A 23,436-nucleotide genomic window follows, 5' to 3' on the forward strand; every position below is an offset into this window, starting at 1 on the left:
CATCCGTTTCATGTCATCAAGAACCTCTTTGGCTATCGGAAGGTTCGCTACAAGGGGCTGGCCAAGAACCAGGCGCAGCTGTTCACCCTGTTTGCTCTCGGCAATCTGGTGTTGGCAGGACGATGCCAGGGATGCGTTGACGGGGTCAGTGTGTCTTGAATCCGGCCTGGCAGCCGGATAACCCGGCTGTCGGGTAAAACAGACCACCTGAGGTGGTCAGGTAGGGATCGCTGAAGCGATGATCGGGCCATTTTGGCTCTTCAACTACCCAGAACAGCATTGTTCAGCGGTTCCCTAGCGGCGACGGCCTCACTCCATAGGCCGGAGACGAGGCCGCGGCCTGCTCTCACCGCTTACGTTGACGGGCCAGCCGCCTGGCGACGGCATCCACGATCTGCCTGCCGGGGCTAGGTAGGATCTGGAGCTTGATGCGCGCAAGCCATAGTCGGGAGCGGGCACCCACTCAAGCGGGTGTCGCGAGTCCACGTCAGCCGATATCCAGGGGGCCCGCGTCAGTGCCAAAGTTGAGGTAGAAGTATCCGTGTAGGGGGGAGATGGCGATGTCGAACAAGAACAAGACCACCACGGGACTACAGGTAGCCGTCACGATCCTGGAGAAGTGGGGGGCCAGCTGTGAGCAGGGCACAGCGATCCTGCGAGTCTCTCCTGACAACTATGCGCTTGCCAGGCGCCGTGAGCCCGAATGGCAGGTCAACCTGGATGAAGACCACCTGACCCGGATCAGCTACATACTCAACATCCATGCTGCGTTGCGAGTGATCTTCGACAACCCGTCGAACGTGTACGGCTTCATGTCGATGGTCAACCACAACGAAGGCTTCAATGGCCGGTCACCGCTGGACGTCATCGCCCGAGGGGACCTCACCGAACTGCGCGAGACGTGGTTGCACGTCAACATGCTGCGCCCTGTGATCATAGGGGATGAAGGCAGGGTCAATCTGTGACGGCCCTGCGCTCAGGGTGGTTATGACTCCATCCAGGAAAGCCTCCTTGGCATACCCAACAACGTACGGTATCCATGTGTCCGCCCTTGGCGAACCCACTCGCTGGAGCCCTTCACGCTGTCCCCGGCCGAGCATCCGCGTGAAAGACTGAGGGCGAAGCCCGTTATCTCAACAACCACGAGCAAATAACTGGCGTGGGGTGTCGGGACCTCCACCTGACTCGGCTCAGCCAGACTCCCGCTCCCCTCTTCCCTCGATGGCTTGAGGTTTCTGCCGACTTGATGAGGCTCTCCGGGCCTCGAGTCGCCCGCCTTTTCATGATGTTGGCGAGGGTTTACGCAAGACAAGTGTTCTGCTAACTTAAAGCTGTCGAGCCAAAATGTTCGACCGGGTTTGGCGACCCGAATTATCCAAGGCGCACAAGCGCCCTTGCCATGGCTGGCGCTTTTTTTGTGTCTGCCATGTGTCTATGGCGGTCGTGCGTGGGAGACCTTCGGGTCTGCCGGTTCCCTTGGATGCCGGTTCGCCAACCCGCGTACGGCCGCCCCCATCACTGCTTGGCGACAGCGGGGGTGGCTCCAACATCCAAGGAGCCCTACCCATGATCTATCTGTCCCCATCCCCCCAACGCAGTAGCCGCCGTGCGCGCGCTGCTGCCCACCGCGCCATGGCCATGTCAGCCTTGGCATCCAACTGCAGCGAAACCGTTCGCTACCGCCGATATCATGCTCATATGCGCAAGACAGCCGCCTTGGCACAAGCCGCTGACCTCGAGGGTACTGATGCCCCGTGGGAGGTGGAATCATGATGGCACCGCAAAGCCCCACTCCCGCCCCCTCTCGGCATACCTTCTCCGGCATGATTGCCGATCGTCTCACGGCGCTGCTGGCCCACTGCGCGCAGTCAGGGGAGCCCGTCACCGCCTGCGAGCTACGCGACCAACTGCTCAAGTACCCCGAGCTTGAGACGGCGGACAGCAAGGCCATCTACCTGCGGGCACGTGATCGTCTTCGGTCACTGAAACGGCAAGGGCTGGCACAGCGTGTCGGTGTCCAAGGCAAGCACCGCCCCGTCTACCAGATCATCGACCTGCCTGCCGACCCTGTCTCCAGCCCAGGGGCGCCAGCCATGTCAGCGAGTCACGGCGGTGATGCGGATCAGTACATCACGGATGATGCCCCCTCATCGGCCACAAGTGAGACGGACAGCGTGGAGGCGTTTGCCGATTTCCTGTCTCGTGAACGCCATCGCCTGAAACTCGAGATGAATGCCGCCCTGGGGGAAGCCAACCACTACGGCCACATCCTGCAGAAATTCCCCGAGCGGCACGCCCAGATCGAACCGCTGCATGACGCTGCCCTCCGCCGGGGTGGTGAACTGAAAGGGGCGCTGGATGCCGTCGTCACCCTGCATCACTCAATGGCTGACAAGGAGGTCTCATCATGAGCGCATCACACCACCAGATGACCGGACACCCTCGTGAGCTACCGGCACTTCGTCCCTGGCAGGCCGCCTGCATCGACCAGGCCCTGGCCACCCTGTCCCCGTCCCATGCCCATTTCCTGTGTCAGGCCACACCCGGCGCCGGCAAGATGCTGATGGCGGCGGTGCTGACACGGGAGCTGATGGCACGCGGGGATATCGATTATGTGCTCTACCTCGGGCCGACGGCCTCGGTCGTGGAGCGTGCGGCCGAAACACTGGCCCAGGTGACCGGGAAAGCCATGCATGGCCGGCTGGGGGCGAGCGGGACCGCCCTCACCTACCAGGCCCTGCGAAACTGCCTGGAGGAGCTGCAGCGCTTGGGACGCGACGCCAGGGTGCTGCTGATCTGGGATGAAAGCCACCATGCCGCGGGGCACGCCGACGCACGCGAGAGCGCCAACCAGTGGGGCATGGCCTTGATGGCCCTTGAGCGTCAAGTGCGCTTCACTCTGGCCCTCTCGGGTACCCCCTGGCGCACCGACGGTAGCTGCCTGCCGCTGTTGCGGTATCTTGACACCCCTGTCGATGACGCCCCTGCCGACGATGCCGCGACGCCACCACCTCGTCAGCAGCTTCAGCCAGATTTCATCTACACCCTCACCCAGGCGATTCAGGATGGCGTGTGTCGCCATCCTCGTTTGCAGCTGATCGACAACCGCTCGATCCGCCTCACCCGCTACCACGCCCGCAGCGGACGACGCGAAACCCGTCGGTTCACCAGCATTCCCCACCTGCTGAAGCACCCGGCGATGCACTACGGCAGCCTACTGCGGCATGACGAGCCGATGCGACACCTGTTGGACCTGGGCTGCGAGCAGCTGGCATGCCTTCGCCAGGGGGACATGGACGCGGCGGGCCTCGTTGTCGCCTCCGACATCGTGCATGCCGAAGCGATTGCGGAGGCCCTGGAGGATCGGCAGCAATCGGTGTGCCTGGTCACCAGCAAGGCGCCCAATGCCCATGCCCGTCTGCACGCCTTCCGCGATGACAGCACCCAGTGGATCGTCTCGGTCGGCATGGTCAGCGAAGGCGTCGACATACCACGCCTGCGGGTGTGCTGTTACCTGAGCCATATTCGCACCGAGCAGCATTTCCGGCAGGTACTGGGCAGGATTATCCGTCGGCAGGGGAACGATGACGCCGACTGCTTCCTGTACGCCCTCAATGAGCCGCACCTGAGACGCTATGCAAGGCGTGTGGCCGATGACCTGCCTGAGGACCTGGCCACGGTCTCCTTTCCGATGCCGGAGACGGCTTCAGATCCGGCAGCCCCCACGGCCAACAGGGCGCCAACACCGTCGTTGACGCCACAGGATGCGGCACCGCTCGATGACAGCGCGGAGGCTGCCAGAGCCCGTCAGGAAGGTGAGACATCGACGCAGCTTGCCTTGGACACCGCCGGCAGCGCCGAGCAGCTGGATCCGGATGTGGCCTTCTCGCGAGCCTTCTTTGAACGCCTGGTGGCCTTGCGGCTGTTGTCCTAATCAGCCGGCGGCTCATCGTCGACCACGTCGCGTGACAGGCCCTCATCGCCGGCTGCTGCCCGTCTCAGCGCTGGACGTTCAATGTGACGTCGCCGGGATGGGCTTGGCATGACACTTACGCAGTGAGGTCAGTGGCAGGCAGTATCTGCCCTACTGACGCCCCCTTTGTCCAAGGTGCATCGTTATGACATCCAAAAAACAACTTCGAAAACTCGCCCGCTCGACACAGCACTCCGCCCGCTCAGGACTTTCCGTCAGCCATGAGGGGCTCTCACGTGAGGCTCGGCGCCTGCTCGCCCAGAGTGTTTCGGCCAACAGCGTGCGCGCCATGCGGGCCGATATCCGAATCTATCAGACAGCCGGTGGCCCCCTGCCTGCCACGGACACCGATATCGCCAATTACTTGTCCGCACAGAATGCCTTGGGCAAGAAGCCCGCCACGCTGGAGCGGTATGCCAATTCGCTGCACACGTGGCACCGATATATGAACCTCCCCTCGCCCGTCAAAACCATGGCGGTGCGCAGTGTCTTGCGGGGTATCAAGAAGAGTCGTGATACGCGACAGGCGTCCGCCCCTGCTCTGCGCCTCAAGGAGCTACATCGCCTGCTGGAGGTCATTGGCAGTGAGTCACTGCATGGGCTGCGTGACAGTGCTCTATTCCTGCTGAGCTTCTATGGGGCATTCCGGCGCAGCGAAATCGTGGCGATCGCCGTCGAGGACCTCCAATGGCTGCCTCAGGGTGTCACCATTACGCTGCATCACAGCAAAGCGAATCGAACAGGGCGCATCGAGACCAAGAGCATCCCGCGTGCACCTGCGAACACCGCCTATTGTCCCGTCGCGACGCTCGAAACCTGGCTCGCCGCCTCCGGCATCACTCGTGGTGCGATCTTTCGTGGTATTACCTGCAAGGGAAATCTGGGAGCGGGCCGCATGTCGTCAGGCAACGTCTATGTCCGAATGAAACAGGCCATGGAGAAGGCCGATCTGATCTCAGAGGGGTACACGCCGCATAGCTTCCGGGCAGGATTCATTACCGAAGCGCATCTACGTGGCAAGAGCGACCTTCAGATCAAACGAGTGAGCGGGCACCGCGATCAGAGAACTTTCGAGCGCTACATTAGGATTGCCGATGCCTTCGAAGACAATGCGGGGGATTTCTTTTCACTGGAGGATTGAGTCCCAAAACGCAGCAGCCCGGCACTTGGCCGGGCTGCTTTCATGACGTTATCGACCTTGGGCTCAGCCTGCGCCATAGCCTTGTGGGTTCCTTTCCTGCCAGCGCCAGGTGTCGCGCAGCATCTCCTCGAGCCCGCGCTCGGCGCGCCAACCCAACTCGCGTTCTGCCTTGCCGGCATCGGCCCAGAAGGCGGCAAGATCGCCGTCACGGCGCGGCGCGATGCGATACGGCACGCGCTGACCGGTCACCTGTTCGAAGGTCCTAACCATCTCCAGCACCGAGACGCCCTGCCCGGTGCCTAAGTTGTAGATATGCACCCCCGGCTGCTCGAGGCACGCCAGTGAGGCCACATGCCCGGCGGCCAGGTCCATCACATGCAGGTAGTCGCGCACGCAGGTGCCGTCCTGGGTCGGGTAGTCATCACCGAAGATGGCAAGCCCGGGCCGACGCCCCACCGCCACCTGGGCGATAAACGGCATCAGGTTATTGGGGATGCCGCGCGGATCCTCGCCAATCAGCCCCGAAGGGTGGGCGCCGATGGGGTTGAAGTAGCGCAGCAGCGCCACCGACCAGCGTGCATCAGCATGGCACAAGTCGGTCAGCGCCTGCTCCACCATCGCCTTGGAACTGCCATAGGGGTTGGACGTGCGCCCCCGCGGCATGCTTTCCACATGGGGCACCGGCGCGTCCGGCCCGTAGACGGTAGCCCAGGAGCTGAACACGAGCTTATACACTTCCGCCGCGGCCATGGCCTGGCAAAGCACCAATGAGCCATGCACGTTGGTATCGTAATAGGCCAACGGCTGCTCGGCGCTCTCGCCCACCGCCTTCAACCCGGCGAAGTGAATCACTGCGTCTATCTCATGCTCGGCAAACAGCCGATTCAGCAGCGCGCGATCGCGCACGTCGCCTTCGATGAAGTGCACGCCCTTGCCGGTGATCGCCTCGACCCGCTGCAAGGCCTCGCGGGAGCCATTGACCAGATTGTCGAATACCACCACCTCGCGGCCTGCCTGCAGCAGCTCGACCACGGTATGCGAGCCGATATAGCCGGCGCCGCCGGTGACCAAAATCGACATGCTCTCTTTTACTCCTGATCAATCGTTAAAATATTCCCTCTTGAATGGACACTCATGTTGGGCAATACATCAGCCTCGCTCGCTGGCGTTGCGTGTGCTGCCCGCTTCACCGCCAACATCTCGTCCTGCGGCCCTTTCCAACACCGCCAGCATCTTCTCTGACTGACGATCCCGCGAATAGGTCTGAGCAGCAGCGAGACCGCTGTCACGTAGGGCCTCTCGCTGCGCAGTATCATCCTTCAGCGTTTCAATGGCTTCCGCCATGGCGGCGGGGTCTTCCGGCGGCACGCATACACCAGCACCGGCGTCGTGCAGGATGCCGGTGGCCTCACCTTCCGGCAACGACATCAGTACCGGGATGCCCATGGCCATGCATTCGAACATCTTGGAGGGGATCACGCTCTCGAACACCGGAGTGTCGCGCAGAGGGATTAGCGCCAGGTCGCACAGCGACCAGTAGCCGGGCATGGCGTCCTTGGGTTGGCGCGGCACGAAGCGCACGTTCGTAAGCCCCAGCCCTTGAACCCGGGCCTCGAGCTCGGCCTTGGCTGCACCCGCACCCACGAACAGGAAGACGATGTCTTCGCAATGTCGCAGCCGCTCGGCCGCCTCGAGTACCTTATCCAGCGCATGGGCCATGCCATGAGTGCCCAGATAGCCCACCACGAACTTGCCCTCCAGCCCATGCTCACGGCGCAGCTGCTCATCAGCCGGCATGGGCTGATAGCGCGTCAGGTCCACGCCATTGAGCACCACGTCAATCTTGTCGCCGTCGATGCCACGCTCCACCAGGTCCTGCTTGAAGGCCTGGGTGACCGCTACCACGCGCCTAGCACGCCGGTAGAGGAACAGCTCGAGCTTCTCGAGCACTCGAATGGTGCGGCTCTCTTCCATCGCTCCAACAGCCACAATGGAAGCCGGCCAGAGGTCACGCAGCTCGAATACGAACGGCTTGCGGCGCACCGCCGCCAGGGCCCAGCCCCCCACGGCGGCGAAGAATTGCGGCGAGCTCGCTACGATGAGGTCGGGCTTCTTCTGGAACAGGCCACCAATAAAGCCGCTGACCATGAAGGAGACGTAGTCCAGGGTACGCCTGAGGAAGCCCTCATTGGAGGTGATATAGCTCTTGACCCGCACTACCCGAATGCCTTCCCACTGTTCCACCGAATGCCAACGGTTGCGGTAACCGGAAAAAACCTCACCTTCCGGGAAGTTGGGCGCACAGGTGACCACCGTGACCTCATGGCCAGCCTGGACCCAGCGCACAGCATGATCGTAGAGCCGATTGGCGGGCGCGTTAGTTTCGGGGGGGAAATTGTCAGAAAGAAACAGGATACGCATGGCATGTGTCTTGAAGAGGCAAAGAATAGCGAGGCAGGGGATTCAGCCCCAGCGGAACGAGGTAACGCACTCACTCGATGTGAGCGCCACAACCAGACAGGAGTTGGGGATGGACTCGCCGAAGCGAGGGTGCCAGGTGGTCGCCTCGATGTGAGCATCGCCGCCTTCAATGGCTAACGCCACCTCTCGCCCATCGGGCAGGGTCAAGACCCCATGCTGGGGATCGTCCAGCGCGACCGATACCTCGATATGGCAATGGAAACGCGCCTCAGCGTGTTGGCAGCAACCCTCGAGGTGGTCATGGATACGGAGCTCACCTTCCCGAAAGTGCCACGCACGGTGGTGCATCACCCTGTCTGGCAGACGGCGGTAGCCGTCATGGCTTCCCGCGACTGTCAGCTCCTGGGCCTGGGTCGCGATTTCCACCGGTCCCGATCTGGCACGCCGTGCAACGCGAAAGCCTGCCCATACCTCGGAGGAGTTCTCGCCCTCTACCGTGACGGTGTTATGGGCGGCGGTACCACGCTGGCGATGGCGTTCGGCATCCTCGCCATACTGTGATGTACCGGAATTGACCAGCACACGCTGGCCAAATAGGCTGAGTTCGAAGCTCAGGGTATCGGCATGGGCATGGCCAGGCTGATAGTCCGGCCCTACCGGCGCAAGGTCTAGCAGCGCCTTCCCCCCCTCCTCCAACTCTACCGCCACATAGCCGCTTGGCTGCGCATGCCGGACGACAAACGGCAGGCGGCTCTGTTCAATAGCAACCGCTAAGGTCCCTTGCCCCGATGCCGTCAGCCTCAGCTGGTCGGCATAGCACTGCAGATCGGTCAGATTCGGGGCGATGCCGAAGGCGGCGTCATTGAAGAAGCCGATCTCACCATCCGGATGAGTCATCATCTCGAGCCACGCCAAGCCCTTGGCCAGAGCCTCGCGCCAGGTCGGCGCCCGCGCCTGAAGAGCCGGCAAGCCGCTGCACTCTGCCAGGTTGATCAGATCCGCCAGGTCCCACAGCAGGGTGGCCTGATACATCGGCGAGCGTTCGAAATGCCCGCCATCGGCCAGAAACTGCTCGGGAATCTCGGCATCGAGAATGGCCAGGCCTTGCTTCAACCAGCGCTCGGCCGCGTCACCCTCCAGAAAGGCCCCCGCGAAGGTCAGCGCCTTGCCATTGGCAAACAAGTGGTTAGCGAGGATGTGGTACTCACGCTGTGCCGAGAGCGCCTGGGCCTGGCGTGCAAGGCTTGCCCGCCAGGCATCGGGCACCGACTCCTCGCCCTGCCACGCCGGCCCACTTAGCCACTTGACCAGATTGACCAACCGCAGCGAGAGCGTATAGGGCTCCCAGCCATTACCCGCAAGCGGTGGGTTCTCGTCCACCCAGCGCGCCACCAGGTCGCAGTGCTCGGCAAGACGACCCTCCGCACCCCTTGCGCAAAGGTCATCCAGGTAGTGCAGGTTATACAGCCATAGCTTGCTTTTAGACTGAGCATTCCAGTCGGCGGCTTCCCTCAGCGCACCGCGCTCGCCGAGAAACTCGAACTCATCGGCTCTTACCCGACAAGACGTCATCCAGGCCGGTGCCGACCAGGCGCCGATCCATTGGCGCTGTTCCACCGGCTTCAGCGGGGCTATGGCCTGCCGATGCACGCGGCGTCGCAGCAAGCGGTAATAGAGCCGCCAGCCGATCTGCCGAGGCTTGAGGTAGCGGATGGTGTGTAACAGGCGCGAGTAACGCGACAACATTAAAAGTTCCGTTTTCAAGGCCAAAAAAATAACGCCGAAGACTCAGCCTCGGCGGTTAACTATCACACCATCGTCGATTCTTGAATCCTCGATAGAAGAGGTTCGTCAACTCACCGGTTTCATCAAGGGAATGGTGGGACGTGGCAAGCGTGCTTCCGCCGACATCCGCAATGCGTGCTCACGCCAGAACGGCCAAGTGTTATGTACGGCATTGTATCGCATGAATTCACTGATTGCCGCTTCGGAAAGGCCATCTCGGTAGCGGTAGGTCGCAGCAAAGCAAGCCGTGATCTCAGCCAGCACATGTACCGAATCTTCATCGCCTGTCACAGGCAGAAGTACAAATCTCACCCCATAATCGATACGAGCCCTCAGCAGGCTATCGGCCCCATCCTCGACGGACTCAATAAGCTCCAGTAGATCGACAGAAACGGCCAGCTTATCCTGCTGCACCATTCCTTCGGGAATATTATTCTGATGAATTTCATCATGCCGGCTCACGGTAGAGCTATAGAGATAGATATCGACAATCTCTACTTGTTCCGCTGCCTCGGCAATCAGTTGCTTATCCATACTGCAACTCTTCTACGACCAAGGTCTTGACGCGATAGTGTGAAAAATCGCTGCTGTCCACGGCATCACCGGCATCTGGAGGGTGGGTCTCCCAGGACTCGGTATCGCCTGATCCGCCGGATACCTGGTGGCCGATAACACGCATCCGAAAAGCACAAGAGCGGTGACTCAAGGCTTTCAAATCTTCGACCAGTTCCGGGTGGCGGTAGCACAAACGAAGCAATCTATCCATCGAAGCGCTTTGGGTCACTTCACCCCTTTCGTATTTGGAGAAGGCATTTCTCCCCCCGCCAAATAGTAGAGCCGCCACTTCCTGATTGAGCTTGAGCTCACTGCGCAAGCGAACAATGTCACTACCGGTCAGCAGGCCATCTTGAGCACGCTTCGCATCGCGGACAGCAGCATCATTACGTCGAATCTGCTCCGTTGCGACAAACTCCCTTTCGCATTCGGCACATACCGAATACTCCATCGGCACTTGTAGCACGGTTTCTTTATACTTCACCGGCTCTACTTCGGTATATTGCTGAATCTCGTGGGAACCGCACAGTTTGCAATGTCCCATGATGCCACCTCTTCTCAAAACTGCGCCAGATGGAAAGAACCCAGATCCACGACCAGGCAGTTATTGATCAAGCAAAATTTCACGTATAGCTGATCCGTCTCTCCATCTTGGCTATCCGGCCGTGGATGGCTACAAATGTACTCATCATCATCGGGTGCGGCTTGCCGAAAATGGCTCTTGCTGAATTCCGCCTCGCTCAGCTTCGACAGACAGTCAGCAACATCCTCAAGTTCGTACCTCAGGTTCGCCACATCGCGCATGACCTTGCGTCCCCGATATTCAATTCGTAGCTGCCTTGCCGCCGCATGGACATCGTTCAGGTCATAGATCGGCACCGCCCACCTCTCCTAACCATCATGGTTAGCTATTTGAGTGTAACGTGCAATCCGGCTATGCGCCAGCCGCAGGACGCCCCTTCAGGCGGGCTCCATGACCCCCGAATCGGTGCGACGACGAATCTGCCCCGTCCACACCCCGCGGGTGTCCACCAGGTAGTGGCCGTCCAGCCGTTCGCGGCCGATTTTCTTGAACGCCTTGTGATCGACCAGCAGCACGATGATATCGGCCTCGCTCAGGGCCGTATCGATGCTAGTGAGCTTGGCGCCCTCAAGGCTTGCCGGCAGCGCCTCGATGTTGGGCTCCACCACCATCAGCTTGCCGGGCAGCTGGGCCTTCAGCGATTGGGTAATCGCCAACGCCGGGCTTTCGCGTAGGTCGTCGATATCCGGCTTGAACGCCAACCCAAGGCACGCCACGGTGACGTCGCGGGCGGTGCGATCAGGATGCTGGCCGAGGAGCTGCCCCACCGCCTGGTTGACCTTGTCGATCACCCACTCGGGCTTGCCGTCGTTGACCTCGCGGGCGGTGCGAATCAGCCGCGCCTGCTCCGGGGTCTCGCTAACGATGAACCAGGGGTCCACAGCGATGCAGTGGCCGCCCACCCCGGGCCCTGGCTGCAGGATATTCACCCGCGGGTGCCGGTTGGCCAGGCGAATCAGCTCCCAGACATTGATATCGAGCTTGTCGCAGATGATCGAAAGCTCGTTGGCGAAGGCAATGTTCACGTCGCGGAAGCTATTCTCGGTCAGCTTGGCCATCTCGGCGGTGCGCGCGGTGGTAGTGATACACTCGCCCTGCACGAACAGCTGATAGAGCGCGCAGGCGGCCTCGGAACAGCGCGGCGTCATCCCGCCGATCACCCGGTCGTTGTCCACCAGCTCGCGCACCACATGACCGGGCAACACGCGCTCGGGGCAGTGGGCCAAGCGGATGTCCGAGGCCTCGCCCTGCTGGCTGGGAAAGGTCAGGTCCGGCCGCGCCTCGGCGAGCCAGGCTTCCATGCTTTCTGTCGCGCCCACCGGCGAGGTGGACTCCAGAATCACCAGGTCGCCCTTCTTGAGCACCGGGGCAATTGACTGACTGGCCGCGCGGATATAGGTCAGATCGGGCACATGCTCCCTACCCTCCTCACGCTTGAAGGGCGTGGGCACCGCGATCAGGAAGGCATCAGCCGGTTCCGGCGTGGTGGTCGCGCGCAGATAGCCTTCGTGCACGGCCCCATGCACCACCATATCCAGTTCGGGCTCGACGATATGGATTTCGCCGCGGTTGATGGTGTCCACCGTCCGTTGGCTGATATCCACGCCGATTACCGGCTTGCGACGCGAGGCGATAACGGCGGCGGTGGGCAGGCCAATATAGCCCAGCCCGATCACGGAGATCGTATTGAAAGTCATGGGAGCGTCCAGTGCTTGAAGAAAGGAATTACGAATACTGGGTGGCCAGGGCGTCCAGGATCCGGGCACAGGCCTTGCCGTCGCCATAGGGGTTATGGGCGCGGCTCATCGCTTCGTAGGCAGCTGGATCCTCCAGCAGGGTATTCAGTTCGCGGGTAATGGCCGCCACGTCGGTGCCCACCAGCTTGACGGTGCAGGCATCCACCGCCTCAGGCCGCTCGGTGGTGTCGCGCATCACCAGCACCGGCTTGCCCAGCGACGGCGCCTCTTCCTGGATGCCACCAGAATCGGTAAGGATGATATCTGCGCGGTTCATCAGGCCGACGAACGGCAGGTAGTCCAGCGGCTCGATCAGATGCACGTTGGTGATATCGGCCAGCAGCCGATTGACCGGCTCCTGAACGTTGGGATTGAGGTGCACCGGATAGACGATCTGCACCTCGGGGTGGCGAACCGCCGTCTCACGCAACGCCTGGCAGATACGCTCGAAGCCGCCGCCGAAGCTCTCTCGGCGATGCCCGGTCACCAGGATCAGCTTCTGCCGAGACGGGCCTCGTGCACCAAGGCCAACAGGCACCTGCTCCAGTTGGGCCAGCTCGGGCCGGGCGTCCAGCTTGGCAACCACCGCAAACAGCGCATCCACCACGGTATTGCCGGTTATCTTGACCGTCTCGGGAGCGATGCCCTCTTCCAGCAGGTTCTGGCGGGACAGCTCGGTGGGGGCAAAGTGCAGTGCTGCCAGCGCGCCGGTGAGCTTGCGGTTGGCCTCCTCCGGCCACGGCGAGTAGAGGTTACCGGTGCGCAGCCCCGCTTCCACGTGGGCGACCGGAATCTGCTGATAGTAGGCCGCCAGGGTCGCAGCGAAGGTGGTGGCGGTATCGCCATGCACTAGCACCACATCGGGCCGCTCGGCCTGCAGCACACTACGCATGCCCTGCAAGATGGTTGATGTGACATCGGTGAGATCCTGTCCAGGGCGCATCACTGCCAGGTCATGGTCGGGCACCAGCTCGAACAGGCCCAACACCTGATCGAGCATCTCGCGATGCTGGCCGGTCACACAGAGGCGATGCTCGAAACGCGGGTCGGCCTGCAGGGCCAGGGCCAGCGGTGCCATCTTGATCGCTTCCGGGCGCGTGCCGAAAACGCATAGCGTCTTGATGGTTGTTTCGGCCTCATGCATCGGTATTCGCCTCCTTGGCCTGAACGCTGTCCATGTGTCGCAGTGACTCGGCGACCTCAATGCTTACCCGCGCTACCTCGAAGATCTCCTCGGCGGCGATGGGCGTGGGCTTGCCCTCCGCGATGGCAGAAAGAAATGCCGCCGTGCAGGCCTTCTGGCCCTTGTCCTGCTTCCACAGGTTGAGCTTGCGAAAGCCCGGCCACCCGAAGCCCTTGAGCTTGCGGAAATTGTCGAGCTGCAGCACGCGCCCGGCGGCGAACACCTCGACTCGCTCCTTGGGGAAGCTCGCTGCGCCATTGGCCAGGTAGTGGATGGTGCCGAAGGAGCCATCGGCGAAGCCCAGGATGATGGCCGCCTTGTCCTCGGTGATCGCCATGCCGGGATTGTCGCCCATGCGCCGTGCCTGCACCGAGACAATGGGGCTTCCGGCCAGGAAGCGCATCAGGTCGATGAAGTGGCAGGCCTCACCGATGATGCGACCACCGCCCACTGCCGGGTCCTGGGTCCAGTGCTCGGGGGGAATGGCCCCGGCATTCATGGTCATGATGAAGCTCTTGGGCTCTTTCACCGCGCCCAGCAGTGCTTTCATCTTCTGCACCTGGGGCGAGAAGCGGCGATTGAAGCCGACCATCAGGTGGGGGCTTCGCCCGCTGGCATAGGCGGTATGGTAGGCCGCCTCCACCTCGGCCAGCCCCTCGGCGGTGATCGCCAGGGGCTTCTCGACGAATACATGCTTGCCCGCCGCCAGCGCCTGGCCGACGAAGTTCGCATGGGTATCGTGGCGCGTCACGATGGCCAGGGTGTTGACGGTGTCGCTTGCCAGCAAGGCCGCCATATCCGTGGACGCCTCGGCGAAGCCGGCCTTCTCGCCATGAATGACCCCGTTGATGCCACCGGCGGTGACCAGGGTATGCAGCTGGGCTCCGGCCGCCTTGAAGGCGGGGATCAGCACCCGCGAGGCATAGTTGCCGGCGCCGATCATGCCCAGCACCGGCTGGGCGGCATCGAAGTGGGCCTCGCGGTTGAGCGTGACAGACGAGACCGCACGCTGCGCCAGCGGAGCATCGTACTCAAGCAGGATACCCAGTGCCGCGCGCTCCTCACTCAGTACCCGGTAGGCGTCCGGCGCCTTGTCGAAGGCGAAGCGATGAGTGATCAGCGGTTCGACATTCAGCTGGCCGATGGCCAGCATATCCAGCACCGCCTCGAAGTTGCGCTGCTCGGTCCAGCGCACGAATCCCAGCGGGTAGTCATGGCCTTCTTCCTCGTAGGACGGGTCGTAGCGGCCCGGGCCGTAGGAGCAGGAGACCTGGAAGCTGAGTTCCTTCTCGTAGAAATCGGCACGATTGAGTTCCAGCCCGGTGACGCCGACCAGGATGATCCGCCCACGCTGGCGGCTCATGCGTGCCGCTTGGGTGACCGGATCGTTGGACTGGGTGGAGGCGGTGATAATAACCCCGTCGACGCCATGGCCACGGCTGAAGGCCATGCCCGCCGCCACCGGGTCCTCGCCCTGCGCGGGGTTGCAGGTCTCGGCGCCGAACTGCTCGGCCAGGGCCAACTTGGCGGCATCGAAATCGATAGCCAGCACGCGGCAACCGTGAGCCCGCAGCAGTTGCACGGTGAGAAGGCCGATCAACCCCACCCCGGTGACCACAAAGGCCTCGCCCAGGGTCGGCTGCGCCAGGCGGATGCCCTGCAGGCCGATGCTGCCCATCACGGTAAAGGCCGCCTGCTCGTCGCTGACATTGTCGGGAATGCGCGCGCAGAGGTTCTGCGGCACCTTGATGATCTCGGCATGGGGCCCGTTTGACGCCACACGATCACCGGGCTTGAAGCCACCTACACCCTTGCCTACCTCGCTCACCACCCCGACATTGCAATAGCCCAGCGGCAGCGGCTGAGCCAGCTTGGAGCGGACCGCATCTACCGTGCTCATCAATCCAGCGGTCTGGACCTTCTCCAGCACCATTTTGACTTTCTCGGGCTGCTGGCGAGCCTTCTGCAGGTAAGAAGCACGGCCGAAATCCACCAGCATCCTTTCGGTACCAGCAGATACTAAGGTAGTGGACGTTGAAATCAGCAGGCTACCGGCACTGGTACGGGGTGATGGAGCTTCAATAAGGATGGTGGTGCCGTTGGCTAGATCTTGAAGAACTTGCTTCACAGTCAACTCCTTAATCTTATAATTCTTGCAGGATTCCCGCCGACAACGGAGAAGCTTGAAACGTCTTTCGTAACTATTGAAGAAGCTGCGACAACCGCGCCTCGACCAATTTTAACTCCAGGTAAGATAACACAATTAGCACCAATCCAAACATCATCTTCTATTTCTACAGGGGCGTAGCTATGCCCAGCACCAAAAATCCTGCCCTTATTATCTGGAATCATATGGTTGGAAGATAAAATTTGAGTTCTATAACCGACAAGAACGCGATCACCTATTTTTACTCCACCTTTTGTTGAAATAATAACATCAAGAGCGAGATCAACATGATCACCAACAGAGAGGTTATATCCAGGATTAACCCATACACCAGGATAAAAAATTACATTTCGGCCAATTTTAGCGCCAACCAACATTAGAAGGTTTTTTTTAAAGAAATTGAACAACCGATATCGAGGTAAAGAAAAGATCACTCTTGCAACAGCTTCGTAGGTAATTAATAAAAAAAACCTCACCGCAAGACCCCCTCAAGCATTGATACTTTCTGATTAAGACTAGGAAGTCTTTTTATTCGCTCAACCCCCTCTTCCTTCATTTTTGAAATATCTATCTCCGAATTTAAAAAAAGCTCTATCGCATCTAGTAAAGAACTGGGAGCATGCGGCTCTACATAAACTGCTGAACCTCCACATATATGCCTAGAAAAATCTCTATCACTAGCTATTATAGGTTTTCGTGCAAGCCAAGCCTCCATATAATTATTACTAAAACTCTCAAGGTCAGAAATGTTTATAACCACATCTACTGAATCATATGCTCTCTGGATTTCATCAGAGGGTATAGGGCCAAGAAATTCGAAATAGTCATCTATAATTTTTAAAAATTTATCGGTTACCAATCTATTATACTTAACTAAAAACTGTTTTTTTGTTGAAGAAATAACGACGTTGAATTTTATTGATTTTTTTCTTGCCAAAATTGAAACCTCAATCAAACGCCAAATATTTTTATGATAATCAAGCCCACTAAGAACTAAAAGCTTCAACCCCCCCCCTTGCATGAAGGGTCGAGAAGACTCAGTCACGTATTTAGTTGGAGTTGGAGGAATAACAAATGTTTTCTCTACATTGTAAGGCAGAATATTAACACACCGATTACGCATCACCTCAGTTTCAAAAACCAAATAGTCAGATCTTTTCAACCTTTTCTTTCTAAAAAAGTTTACTATTTTTTTCCTGAAATATACTTTTTTATCCAAATACTGCCAATATTGAGACTCATCATTACAAATAATAGGGTATGCTACTCCAACTACTTGTTTAATGCCTTGCATGCAAGGAAGCCCAGGGCCAAAAAAAGTATATACTTTATCAATGCCTTTTGCATAAAAAATTTTTCGTAATCGGCAATTTTCAAAGAGTACTCTTTTAACTGGAGAAGAGGGAGCCAATATAACAGGAAATTCTGATGGAACCCTACTCTTAAAAGGAAACTTTTCAGAAATCAACAAAAAACAACCATCGAAGTTGTTATTTTCTTTTAAATGATCCAAAAAATTTAAGGCTAACTGGGCTCCACCGCCGCTTTTAATCGGACTAAAGTCAATGCACAGCATTTTTCCACTCTTTTTAAATTAATAGACTAAAAATTAGTCTAGAGAGTCGCATTAAATATGGTCGCTCCAACGACCGACGTGGAGATTCCCTACACTCATGCGAGCTTTATTTCACTCTTAATTCTTTATTAAAAGTTAATGTTTTTTTAATAAAATTGAGACGTTTTCTCTCTAGCACATCAGAAGAAACACCCTTTACAACATCTTCCTTTATCGACAATAACAAACTTTTTTTCCTGCTCAGGGCTTCAGCCCTATGAAGTAAATCTCTAAAACATGCGCTAGAAAATTTTAGTGGGAGCTGGAAAACACTTGAAAGACCATCAATATCTGGGTCACCACCTTGAATAACTATTGACAGCCCATACTGGAGATAATCTCTATTTTTCAATGAAGAAGAGTGGCTCATTGAATTCCTATCCATCGCTAATGCACCAATACCTATTGATGCGCTCTTCATCAGGCGATCAAGTTCATTCCCTATCATATAACCATAAATTTTAACATTATCTGGAATCTCCTTTGAAATTTTAGATTCAACATAACTCCGATTGTAGCCTACAATCCAAAACTCAAATTCGGGGCATTCAAAAGCAAGGCGCATTAATCTGTCCACCCCATGCCAAGCGCAACCCTCGCTTCCAATAAATACACATGAATTTACAACCTTGGGCGTTTGAATAGCAGCCTGATATAACTCCTCATCAAACGAAATAGAATTACCAATTTGTATCTTATTTTTTTCAGGCAAGCCCAACAAGCACTCTGATGTGACGCCAACATATCCCGAAGCAAGATTAACTACGTTATTAAACTGTAGCTTAAGCATAAGCCTCTTCACAAGCCCATAGGAAACAGAAAGCTCTTCACTTATCCTTGTATTAATTTCTACAACAGTTGGATAGCGGAATATAGAACCAAGACTAAAGTAAGGAAGATTAGCCAGCCTGAAATATATAACAGCTGGCTTCAACCGTCGTACTGTCCGCTCTAACTCATAATCTTTAACATGAGTAGACCACGTGCCTCGTCGATCCAGCACATATGGGTTAAGTGACTCAAAGACATCAGATACTCCAGAATCTTTGGTAATCAACACCAACTCAACATGGCAACCTTGGCTACGCCAATGCTTAACTTGAGAAACAATTTTTTTGTTAACGCCTGCATTTTTGTATTTAAGAACTTTAGCGACATACAGTATTTTCACAAAAACTTCTCTTTAAAAAACTGAGAGCTTATCTTGATTAGCTACGGCTACCTCAAGTTCCAAGTACAATTCTATTGAAGGAGGTAGCCTTGAGGGTTTTTGGATTGCCAATTCCAAGTATCACGTACCATCATCACGAGCCCGCGCTCGGCGCGCCAGCCCAACTCACGCTCAGCCTTGCTGGCATCGGCCCAGAAGGCGGCAATGTCGCCTTCGCGGCGCGGGGCGATACTATACGGCACCCGCTCGCCAGTCACCTTTTCGAATGTCCTGACCATCTCCAGTACCGAAACACCTTCCCCTGTACCTAGGTTGTAGATATGCACTCCTGTCGTATCAAGTCTAGTAAGTGATGCAACATGCCCGGCGGCTAAGTCCATGACATGCAGATAGTCTCGAACGCAGGAGCCATCATGGGTAGGATAGTCATCTCCGAAGATCTGAAGCTGCGGCAGACGCCCTACCGCCACCTGCGCGATGAATGGCATTAGATTGTTGGGAAGGCCTCGGGGATCCTCGCCAATCTGCCCTGAAGGATGCGCGCCGATGGGGTTGAAGTAACGTAGCAATACCACAGACCAGCGTTCATCGGCACGGCACAAGTCGGTCAGTACCTGCTCCGCCATCGCCTTGGAGCTGCCATAGGGGTTGGAGGTAACCCCCCGCGGCATGGTCTCCTCATAAGGCACAGAAGCATCCAGCCCGTAGACTGTGGCCGAAGAACTGAACACCAGCCGATACACTCCAGCCGATGCCATAGCCTGGCAAAGTACCAGTGTGCCATAAACATTGGTATCGTAGTAAGCTAGGGGCTTTTCTAAACTTTTTCCCACAGCCTTCAGGCCAGCGAAGTGGATAACCGCTTTGATTTCATATTCGACAAACAGCCGATCCAACAGTATTCGATCACGCACATCACCTTCGATAAAGTGCACACGCCTTCCGGTAATGGCCTCTACTCGGTATAGTGCTTCACGGGCACCATTGACAAGATTGTCGAGCACCACCACCTCGTAGTCTTTCTGCAGCAATTCAACCGCGGTGTGCGAGCCGATATAGCCGGCTCCGCCCGTAATCAGTATCGCCATGAGGAAAGTAACTCATTGTCTAAAAATTCGCGAATCATGTAGTGGACCTGTCACCAAATCTTGCCAGTCTGAATTACTAGGTGTAGAATCTCAGATGCTTATAGGGTCCCGGATGATAAAAGGGGCTATATGAGTTATCCTCAGCTGACAACCAGAGAGCTTCTACAGCACTTTATCCGGGAGCAGGTTCATGGACATCAAGCTGCACAAGCAATGGGATTGAGTCCTGCCCACTCTCTCCGGCGACGATTGTTCTGGTCAAGTCAGAGCGAACACATTTTCAAGCCGCAGCTGCCAATTCAAGCTCCCTCGGCGTCTGGTAGCCGAGGGTCGAGTGGAGCCGGCAGCTGTTGTACTCCATCTCGATGTATTCGATCACATCCCGCTGTGCTGCCCGCGATGCCTGTCAAGCTTGTTGGAAGATCCGGTCTTTCAGCAGGATCAGCAGTTAGAAGCTGCCTGATCCCGTCTTCCAACAAGCTTGACAGGCATCGCCCGCCCACATCTATCAAGTTAGAGGGGTGGATGTCTCTTGAGGGGCTTTATGGCACGGTTTCCTCTCGTACACCGTCCTGTCTCGCTAGCAGATCCCGCACCGTCTGGTAGTGCCGGCACGACTCCGCGTCGTCAGGGCTGCTTGCCGCTCTTGCTCCCGTACCGGAGGTCGAGCTGCCCTCAGCTTCTATCGATCTGCTGCGACAGACCAACGGCAGTGCTCTTTCATCACTGCACGTTTCCAAGGCGCCTCGTGGCGCACCACGTCCCAGCTCCAACAGGCATTGAGACGTGTCACGCGGTGCCGCTGGGTGTCGCCCTTGGGGCGTGGGGCACGTGCAGGGCACACTGACAACTACGTTAAGTGCGCAAGCTGCCCCCCTATAATAGCGCTTTGTTTAGAACTTGAGAGCGCCCATACTCACCCGAAACCATGGCCATTTATAAAAATTGATTCCACGAAGAAAAATGATTTAAATACAAAATATCCTAACAAAGACAAAACAAATAGATTTGACATCTTCCTGTATACTAAAAAAAAATAAAAGCAAAAAGAAACTGCCATTATATTGACTCTAGAATCGCCAAGCACAATTGCAAACGGCGCAAACAAAAGAACAGACCACACCCGATAATCCCATCTGCGGAAAACAATAAAAGAAATAATAAACAAAAAAACAACATTGACTGCATCAAAAAATTTTAACTCCCCATCATAATAGCTGATTATTTTAGATAATACCACCTCTGAAAGAAGCCAAAAAATTGGAATAATAACCAAACCTGAGGAAACCACAAGAAAAATAAAACGCTTGCTGGTTTTTCCATTTTTAAGGATCTGATTGACCTGAGAAACTGTTTCTTTAAAATAAAAAACTGCTATGAAAGCTAGCATTTGAAAATGGGATGTGATGGACAATACCACAAGAATATATCGAAGGTATCCTGAGGAAACAAGTGACCAAATAATAAAAATATAGCCAATTTTAAGTTTTTCCGCTCCAGTCATTAATACAATAAAATAATAGCTGGCCACAAGAAGAATAAAGGCATACCATGGGCACCTATACTTCCAGCAAAGACGATAAACACCTAAAAAAAGAATTATATTCAAGAAGGAAACATATAAATTTTTTGGAACTCCTAACTTCGCTCCAACCCAAAGAATGCTCAGGGATATCGGCTCACCAGCGCTGAGCATTCTACGGCCAAGATTAATTGCATCTTGAAGACTGCCATTACTAGCGGCATCATAAAACATATGATAATAATACTGATCTCCAGAAACATAAAAGTTAAGAAGGAAAACTGAAAAAAAATAAAATGCAAAAACAATGAAAAAAGACACCTTCTTATTATATATACTCAAGAACTATACCTCGCTGAGAAAGACATAAAAATGGGCTCTTCGTCGTTGGGTGTGGAATCAGGGAAAACGCATGAAAACCGTCACACCGCGAGAATGTCTGCCAGATAGGTCTCATCCAGTGCGGCTTTCTTCTGTTTTCGCCGGATGCCGCCTTTGAAACGAGTCTCCCCTTTCAGGTAATTCAAGGCGATATGGCGAATCCTGGCGAGGTTTTCAGCAGCCTGACCACGGTGGATTTTGCAGGCATCTTCGCGAAGCGCCACATCCAGCGACCAGTGGAGCTTATTCTCGACAAACCAATGCTGGCGGGCCGCTTCGGCGAGCTTCTTGGCGCTCAGCTCCGCTGAGCTGATGTAGTAACGGATCATCGGTATTTCTGGCACCTCGTTCCCTTCCTGGCGGAAACTCATCACCACACCTACCGACTTCAGCCCTGGCCACTCATAGCTAAGCTCCTGAAACTCTTCAGTAACTTCGCTAACGATATGGTACCTCGTCTCCTGTCGGCCTCGGTTCTTCTCGTCCGTGACATACGCATCTCCCTCAAAGTTGACCACCTTGGTCATGGGGAACGCTGCCTCGAAGGCGTCAGCCAAGGCCGGCTGGTTGTCCTTCACTGACAGCAGGAAATCCGCGCCCTTCTGCAGGACTTGCGTGGCGATCTTCTTCTAGCACACCTTGGCATCAATCGTCACCAGGCAGCCTTGCAGATTCAGTAGCTTGAGCAGCTCGGGAATCGCCGTGATCTCGTTGGATTTTTCCGCCGTCTTGACCTGGCCCAGCACCACACCATTCGCCGCGCTGAAGGCACTGACCATATGGAACGCACCCTTGCCCTTCCCTCGGCAGTACGACCCTCGCAGCGTCTTGCCATCAATGGCCACCACGGCACCCTCCGTCACGACATGGCAGGCCTTCACCCACTCGGCAAACGCGGTATGGAGCTGTTCAGCATTCACCTTGGCCATCACCCTGGCCAAGGTGTCATGGCTGTGCACTCCAGCCTCAAAATCGCCGTACTGGCGGAAAAAATAGATCTTTGCGTGGCCAAAACCCTGGATTTCGTCCCAACCTTCTGCTCCACAAATCACCGCACAGACCGTCAAAAAAAGAATATCCGAAAGCTGATGCTGCACTTTACAGGCCTGGCGAAAATCGGGAACGATCGATAAATGGTGCATAAGAGATGGTGTCAGCATCGGGTCATCTATGAGCAAAAGCTGCTAGATGACCACCGATGCCTGTCAAGCTTGTTGGAAGACGGTATCAGGCAGCTTCTAACTGCTGATCCTGCTGAAAGATCGGGTCTTCCTGGTCAGGGTTCAGCCAGGCCGTTCGGCGAGGCGTCCAGTTCCGCGTGGCAACGCTCCAACGCCCAGGGTGTTGACGTTTGGCATCAGCATAGATGGCATCCCGCCTTGCCAGTACCGCGTCATCCTGGCCGGCATGCCGCTCAGCCGGGGTGACGAATCGGATGGCGATGTGGCGGTGCTCGTGGTTGTACCACTGCACGAAGCCCATCACCCAGCGCTACGCCGCTGACAGATCCTCGTAGCCGTCCACCGGGTAATCGGGGCGGTACTGGCAGGTACGAAACAGCAACTCCGAGAAGGCGTTGTCATTGCTGACTCTCGGCCGGCTGTACGACGGCGTGATGCCCAGGTCGTAGAGCTTCTCCAGGAACACCTGGCACCTTATAGTCTTACTATCTGAATGCAGAATCAAGGGCTTGTGACGATCGGTGAGGTGCTCTCGCTAGGTGTATGGTCCCGGGAAGTAGTGGACAGGGTCATCATGGAATCTCTCGGGGTCATCCTGCCAGCGTTCGAGAATGAACCCAATGGGCGTTTTTCCCTTGAGCGCACGAAGCGGGCGAGCACTGTTATACGCCCAGAGATAGTCCTTTAGATGGGCACTCAGCTCACCTAAGGTGGCGTAATGAAAGCTGCGAATGGTCGCTTCCTTGATGGTGCGATTCACCCGTTCAACCTGTCCGTTGGTCCATGGATGGAAGGGGCGTGTCAGGCGATGCTCGATGCCATGCTGATGGCAGACCACATCAAAGCGATGCGGCTTGTAGGATTCTGTCCCTGGTCGCTTGGCAAACTGCGAGCCGTAGTACCTACGGAACATTCTGGTTAGCGGCAGCCATCG

General features: G+C 56.6%; 20 protein-coding genes and 3 pseudogenes. 5 read left to right on the plus strand and 18 right to left on the minus strand.

Annotation, left to right across the window (positions count from 1 at the left end; genetic code table 11):
- The 5 genes and pseudogenes from BMY30_RS17470 to BMY30_RS01410 all read left to right on the plus strand — a co-directional run.
- Positions 1-159, plus strand: a pseudogene (locus BMY30_RS17470) (IS5/IS1182 family transposase); the annotation flags it as partial.
- Positions 160-560: 401 nt separating this feature from the next.
- Entirely contained in the window at positions 561-965 is a 405-nt protein-coding gene (locus BMY30_RS01390; protein WP_089709870.1) for a hypothetical protein, read from the plus strand.
- A gap of 804 nt (positions 966-1,769) precedes the next feature.
- Complete coding sequence (locus BMY30_RS01400) at positions 1,770-2,411, plus strand: hypothetical protein (protein ID WP_139195447.1); 642 nt, start codon at positions 1,770-1,772, stop codon at positions 2,409-2,411.
- Entirely contained in the window at positions 2,408-3,934 is a 1,527-nt protein-coding gene (locus BMY30_RS01405; protein ID WP_089709874.1) for a DEAD/DEAH box helicase family protein, read from the plus strand. The genes BMY30_RS01400 and BMY30_RS01405 overlap by 4 nt, the downstream gene beginning before the upstream one ends.
- Positions 3,935-4,118: 184 nt before the next feature.
- The gene (locus BMY30_RS01410) at positions 4,119-5,114 is read left to right on the plus strand and encodes a site-specific integrase (RefSeq protein WP_244516087.1); all 996 of its coding nucleotides are present in this window, start codon (positions 4,119-4,121) and stop codon (positions 5,112-5,114) included.
- A 63-nt stretch (positions 5,115-5,177) separates the two neighbouring features.
- On the opposite strand, the gene galE (BMY30_RS01415) is transcribed toward BMY30_RS01410, so the two are convergent.
- The 18 genes and pseudogenes from galE (BMY30_RS01415) to BMY30_RS18415 all read right to left on the minus strand — a co-directional run bounded on the left by galE (BMY30_RS01415) (position 5,178) and on the right by BMY30_RS18415 (position 23,415).
- On the minus strand, positions 5,178-6,194 hold the full coding sequence (gene galE, locus BMY30_RS01415) for a UDP-glucose 4-epimerase GalE (protein WP_089709878.1): 1,017 nt from the start codon (positions 6,192-6,194) through the stop codon (positions 5,178-5,180).
- Positions 6,195-6,263: 69 nt separating this feature from the next.
- A complete protein-coding gene (locus tag BMY30_RS01420) occupies positions 6,264-7,535 on the minus strand; it encodes a glycosyltransferase family 4 protein (protein WP_089709880.1) in 1,272 nt (423 codons plus the stop codon).
- 42 nt (positions 7,536-7,577) lie between these two features.
- On the minus strand, positions 7,578-9,281 hold the full coding sequence (locus BMY30_RS01425; protein ID WP_089709882.1) for a heparinase II/III family protein: 1,704 nt from the start codon (positions 9,279-9,281) through the stop codon (positions 7,578-7,580).
- A gap of 105 nt (positions 9,282-9,386) precedes the next feature.
- Complete coding sequence (locus BMY30_RS01430; RefSeq protein ID WP_089709884.1) at positions 9,387-9,854, minus strand: hypothetical protein; 468 nt, start codon at positions 9,852-9,854, stop codon at positions 9,387-9,389.
- The gene (locus tag BMY30_RS01435; protein ID WP_089709888.1) at positions 9,847-10,419 is read right to left on the minus strand and encodes a type II toxin-antitoxin system MqsA family antitoxin; all 573 of its coding nucleotides are present in this window, start codon (positions 10,417-10,419) and stop codon (positions 9,847-9,849) included. Before BMY30_RS01435 ends, BMY30_RS01430 begins: the two co-directional genes overlap by 8 nt.
- A 14-nt stretch (positions 10,420-10,433) precedes the next feature.
- Positions 10,434-10,754 (minus strand): type II toxin-antitoxin system MqsR family toxin, encoded by a 321-nt coding sequence (locus BMY30_RS01440; RefSeq protein WP_089709889.1) that lies wholly within the window; start codon positions 10,752-10,754, stop codon positions 10,434-10,436.
- Between the two features lie 81 nt (positions 10,755-10,835).
- A complete protein-coding gene (gene wecC / locus BMY30_RS01445; protein ID WP_089709892.1) occupies positions 10,836-12,155 on the minus strand; it encodes a UDP-N-acetyl-D-mannosamine dehydrogenase in 1,320 nt (439 codons plus the stop codon).
- A 28-nt stretch (positions 12,156-12,183) separates the two neighbouring features.
- On the minus strand, positions 12,184-13,338 hold the full coding sequence (gene wecB / locus BMY30_RS01450) for a non-hydrolyzing UDP-N-acetylglucosamine 2-epimerase (protein ID WP_211607193.1): 1,155 nt from the start codon (positions 13,336-13,338) through the stop codon (positions 12,184-12,186).
- Positions 13,331-15,376: a bi-domain-containing oxidoreductase gene (locus BMY30_RS01455; protein ID WP_244516088.1), complete on the minus strand. Its 2,046-nt coding sequence runs from the start codon at positions 15,374-15,376 to the stop codon at positions 13,331-13,333. Before BMY30_RS01455 ends, wecB begins: the two co-directional genes overlap by 8 nt.
- A gap of 137 nt (positions 15,377-15,513) precedes the next feature.
- Positions 15,514-15,672 (minus strand): annotated as a pseudogene (locus BMY30_RS18410) (DapH/DapD/GlmU-related protein); the annotation flags it as partial.
- 344 nt (positions 15,673-16,016) lie between these two features.
- Entirely contained in the window at positions 16,017-17,120 is a 1,104-nt protein-coding gene (locus tag BMY30_RS01465) for a glycosyltransferase (protein WP_089709898.1), read from the minus strand.
- A gap of 106 nt (positions 17,121-17,226) precedes the next feature.
- Positions 17,227-18,330: a glycosyltransferase family protein gene (locus BMY30_RS17475; RefSeq protein ID WP_139195448.1), complete on the minus strand. Its 1,104-nt coding sequence runs from the start codon at positions 18,328-18,330 to the stop codon at positions 17,227-17,229.
- Between the two features lie 71 nt (positions 18,331-18,401).
- On the minus strand, positions 18,402-19,418 hold the full coding sequence (gene galE, locus BMY30_RS01470) for a UDP-glucose 4-epimerase GalE (protein ID WP_089709900.1): 1,017 nt from the start codon (positions 19,416-19,418) through the stop codon (positions 18,402-18,404).
- A gap of 916 nt (positions 19,419-20,334) precedes the next feature.
- Positions 20,335-21,282: a hypothetical protein gene (locus tag BMY30_RS17485; protein ID WP_139195449.1), complete on the minus strand. Its 948-nt coding sequence runs from the start codon at positions 21,280-21,282 to the stop codon at positions 20,335-20,337.
- An 80-nt stretch (positions 21,283-21,362) separates the two neighbouring features.
- Positions 21,363-22,481, minus strand: a pseudogene (locus tag BMY30_RS01475) (ISAs1 family transposase).
- Positions 22,482-22,548: 67 nt separating this feature from the next.
- Positions 22,549-22,803, minus strand: coding sequence for a hypothetical protein (locus BMY30_RS01480; RefSeq protein ID WP_089709902.1), 255 nt, complete (start codon positions 22,801-22,803; stop codon positions 22,549-22,551).
- Positions 22,804-22,812: 9 nt separating this feature from the next.
- On the minus strand, positions 22,813-22,968 hold the full coding sequence (locus BMY30_RS17490) for a transposase family protein (RefSeq protein WP_139195450.1): 156 nt from the start codon (positions 22,966-22,968) through the stop codon (positions 22,813-22,815).
- 69 nt (positions 22,969-23,037) lie between these two features.
- Complete coding sequence (locus BMY30_RS18415) at positions 23,038-23,415, minus strand: integrase core domain-containing protein (RefSeq protein WP_170840041.1); 378 nt, start codon at positions 23,413-23,415, stop codon at positions 23,038-23,040.
- Positions 23,416-23,436 lie beyond the last annotated feature (21 nt).

Source organism: Halomonas daqiaonensis (assembly GCF_900109725.1).
Classification (GTDB): domain Bacteria; phylum Pseudomonadota; class Gammaproteobacteria; order Pseudomonadales; family Halomonadaceae; genus Halomonas; species Halomonas daqiaonensis.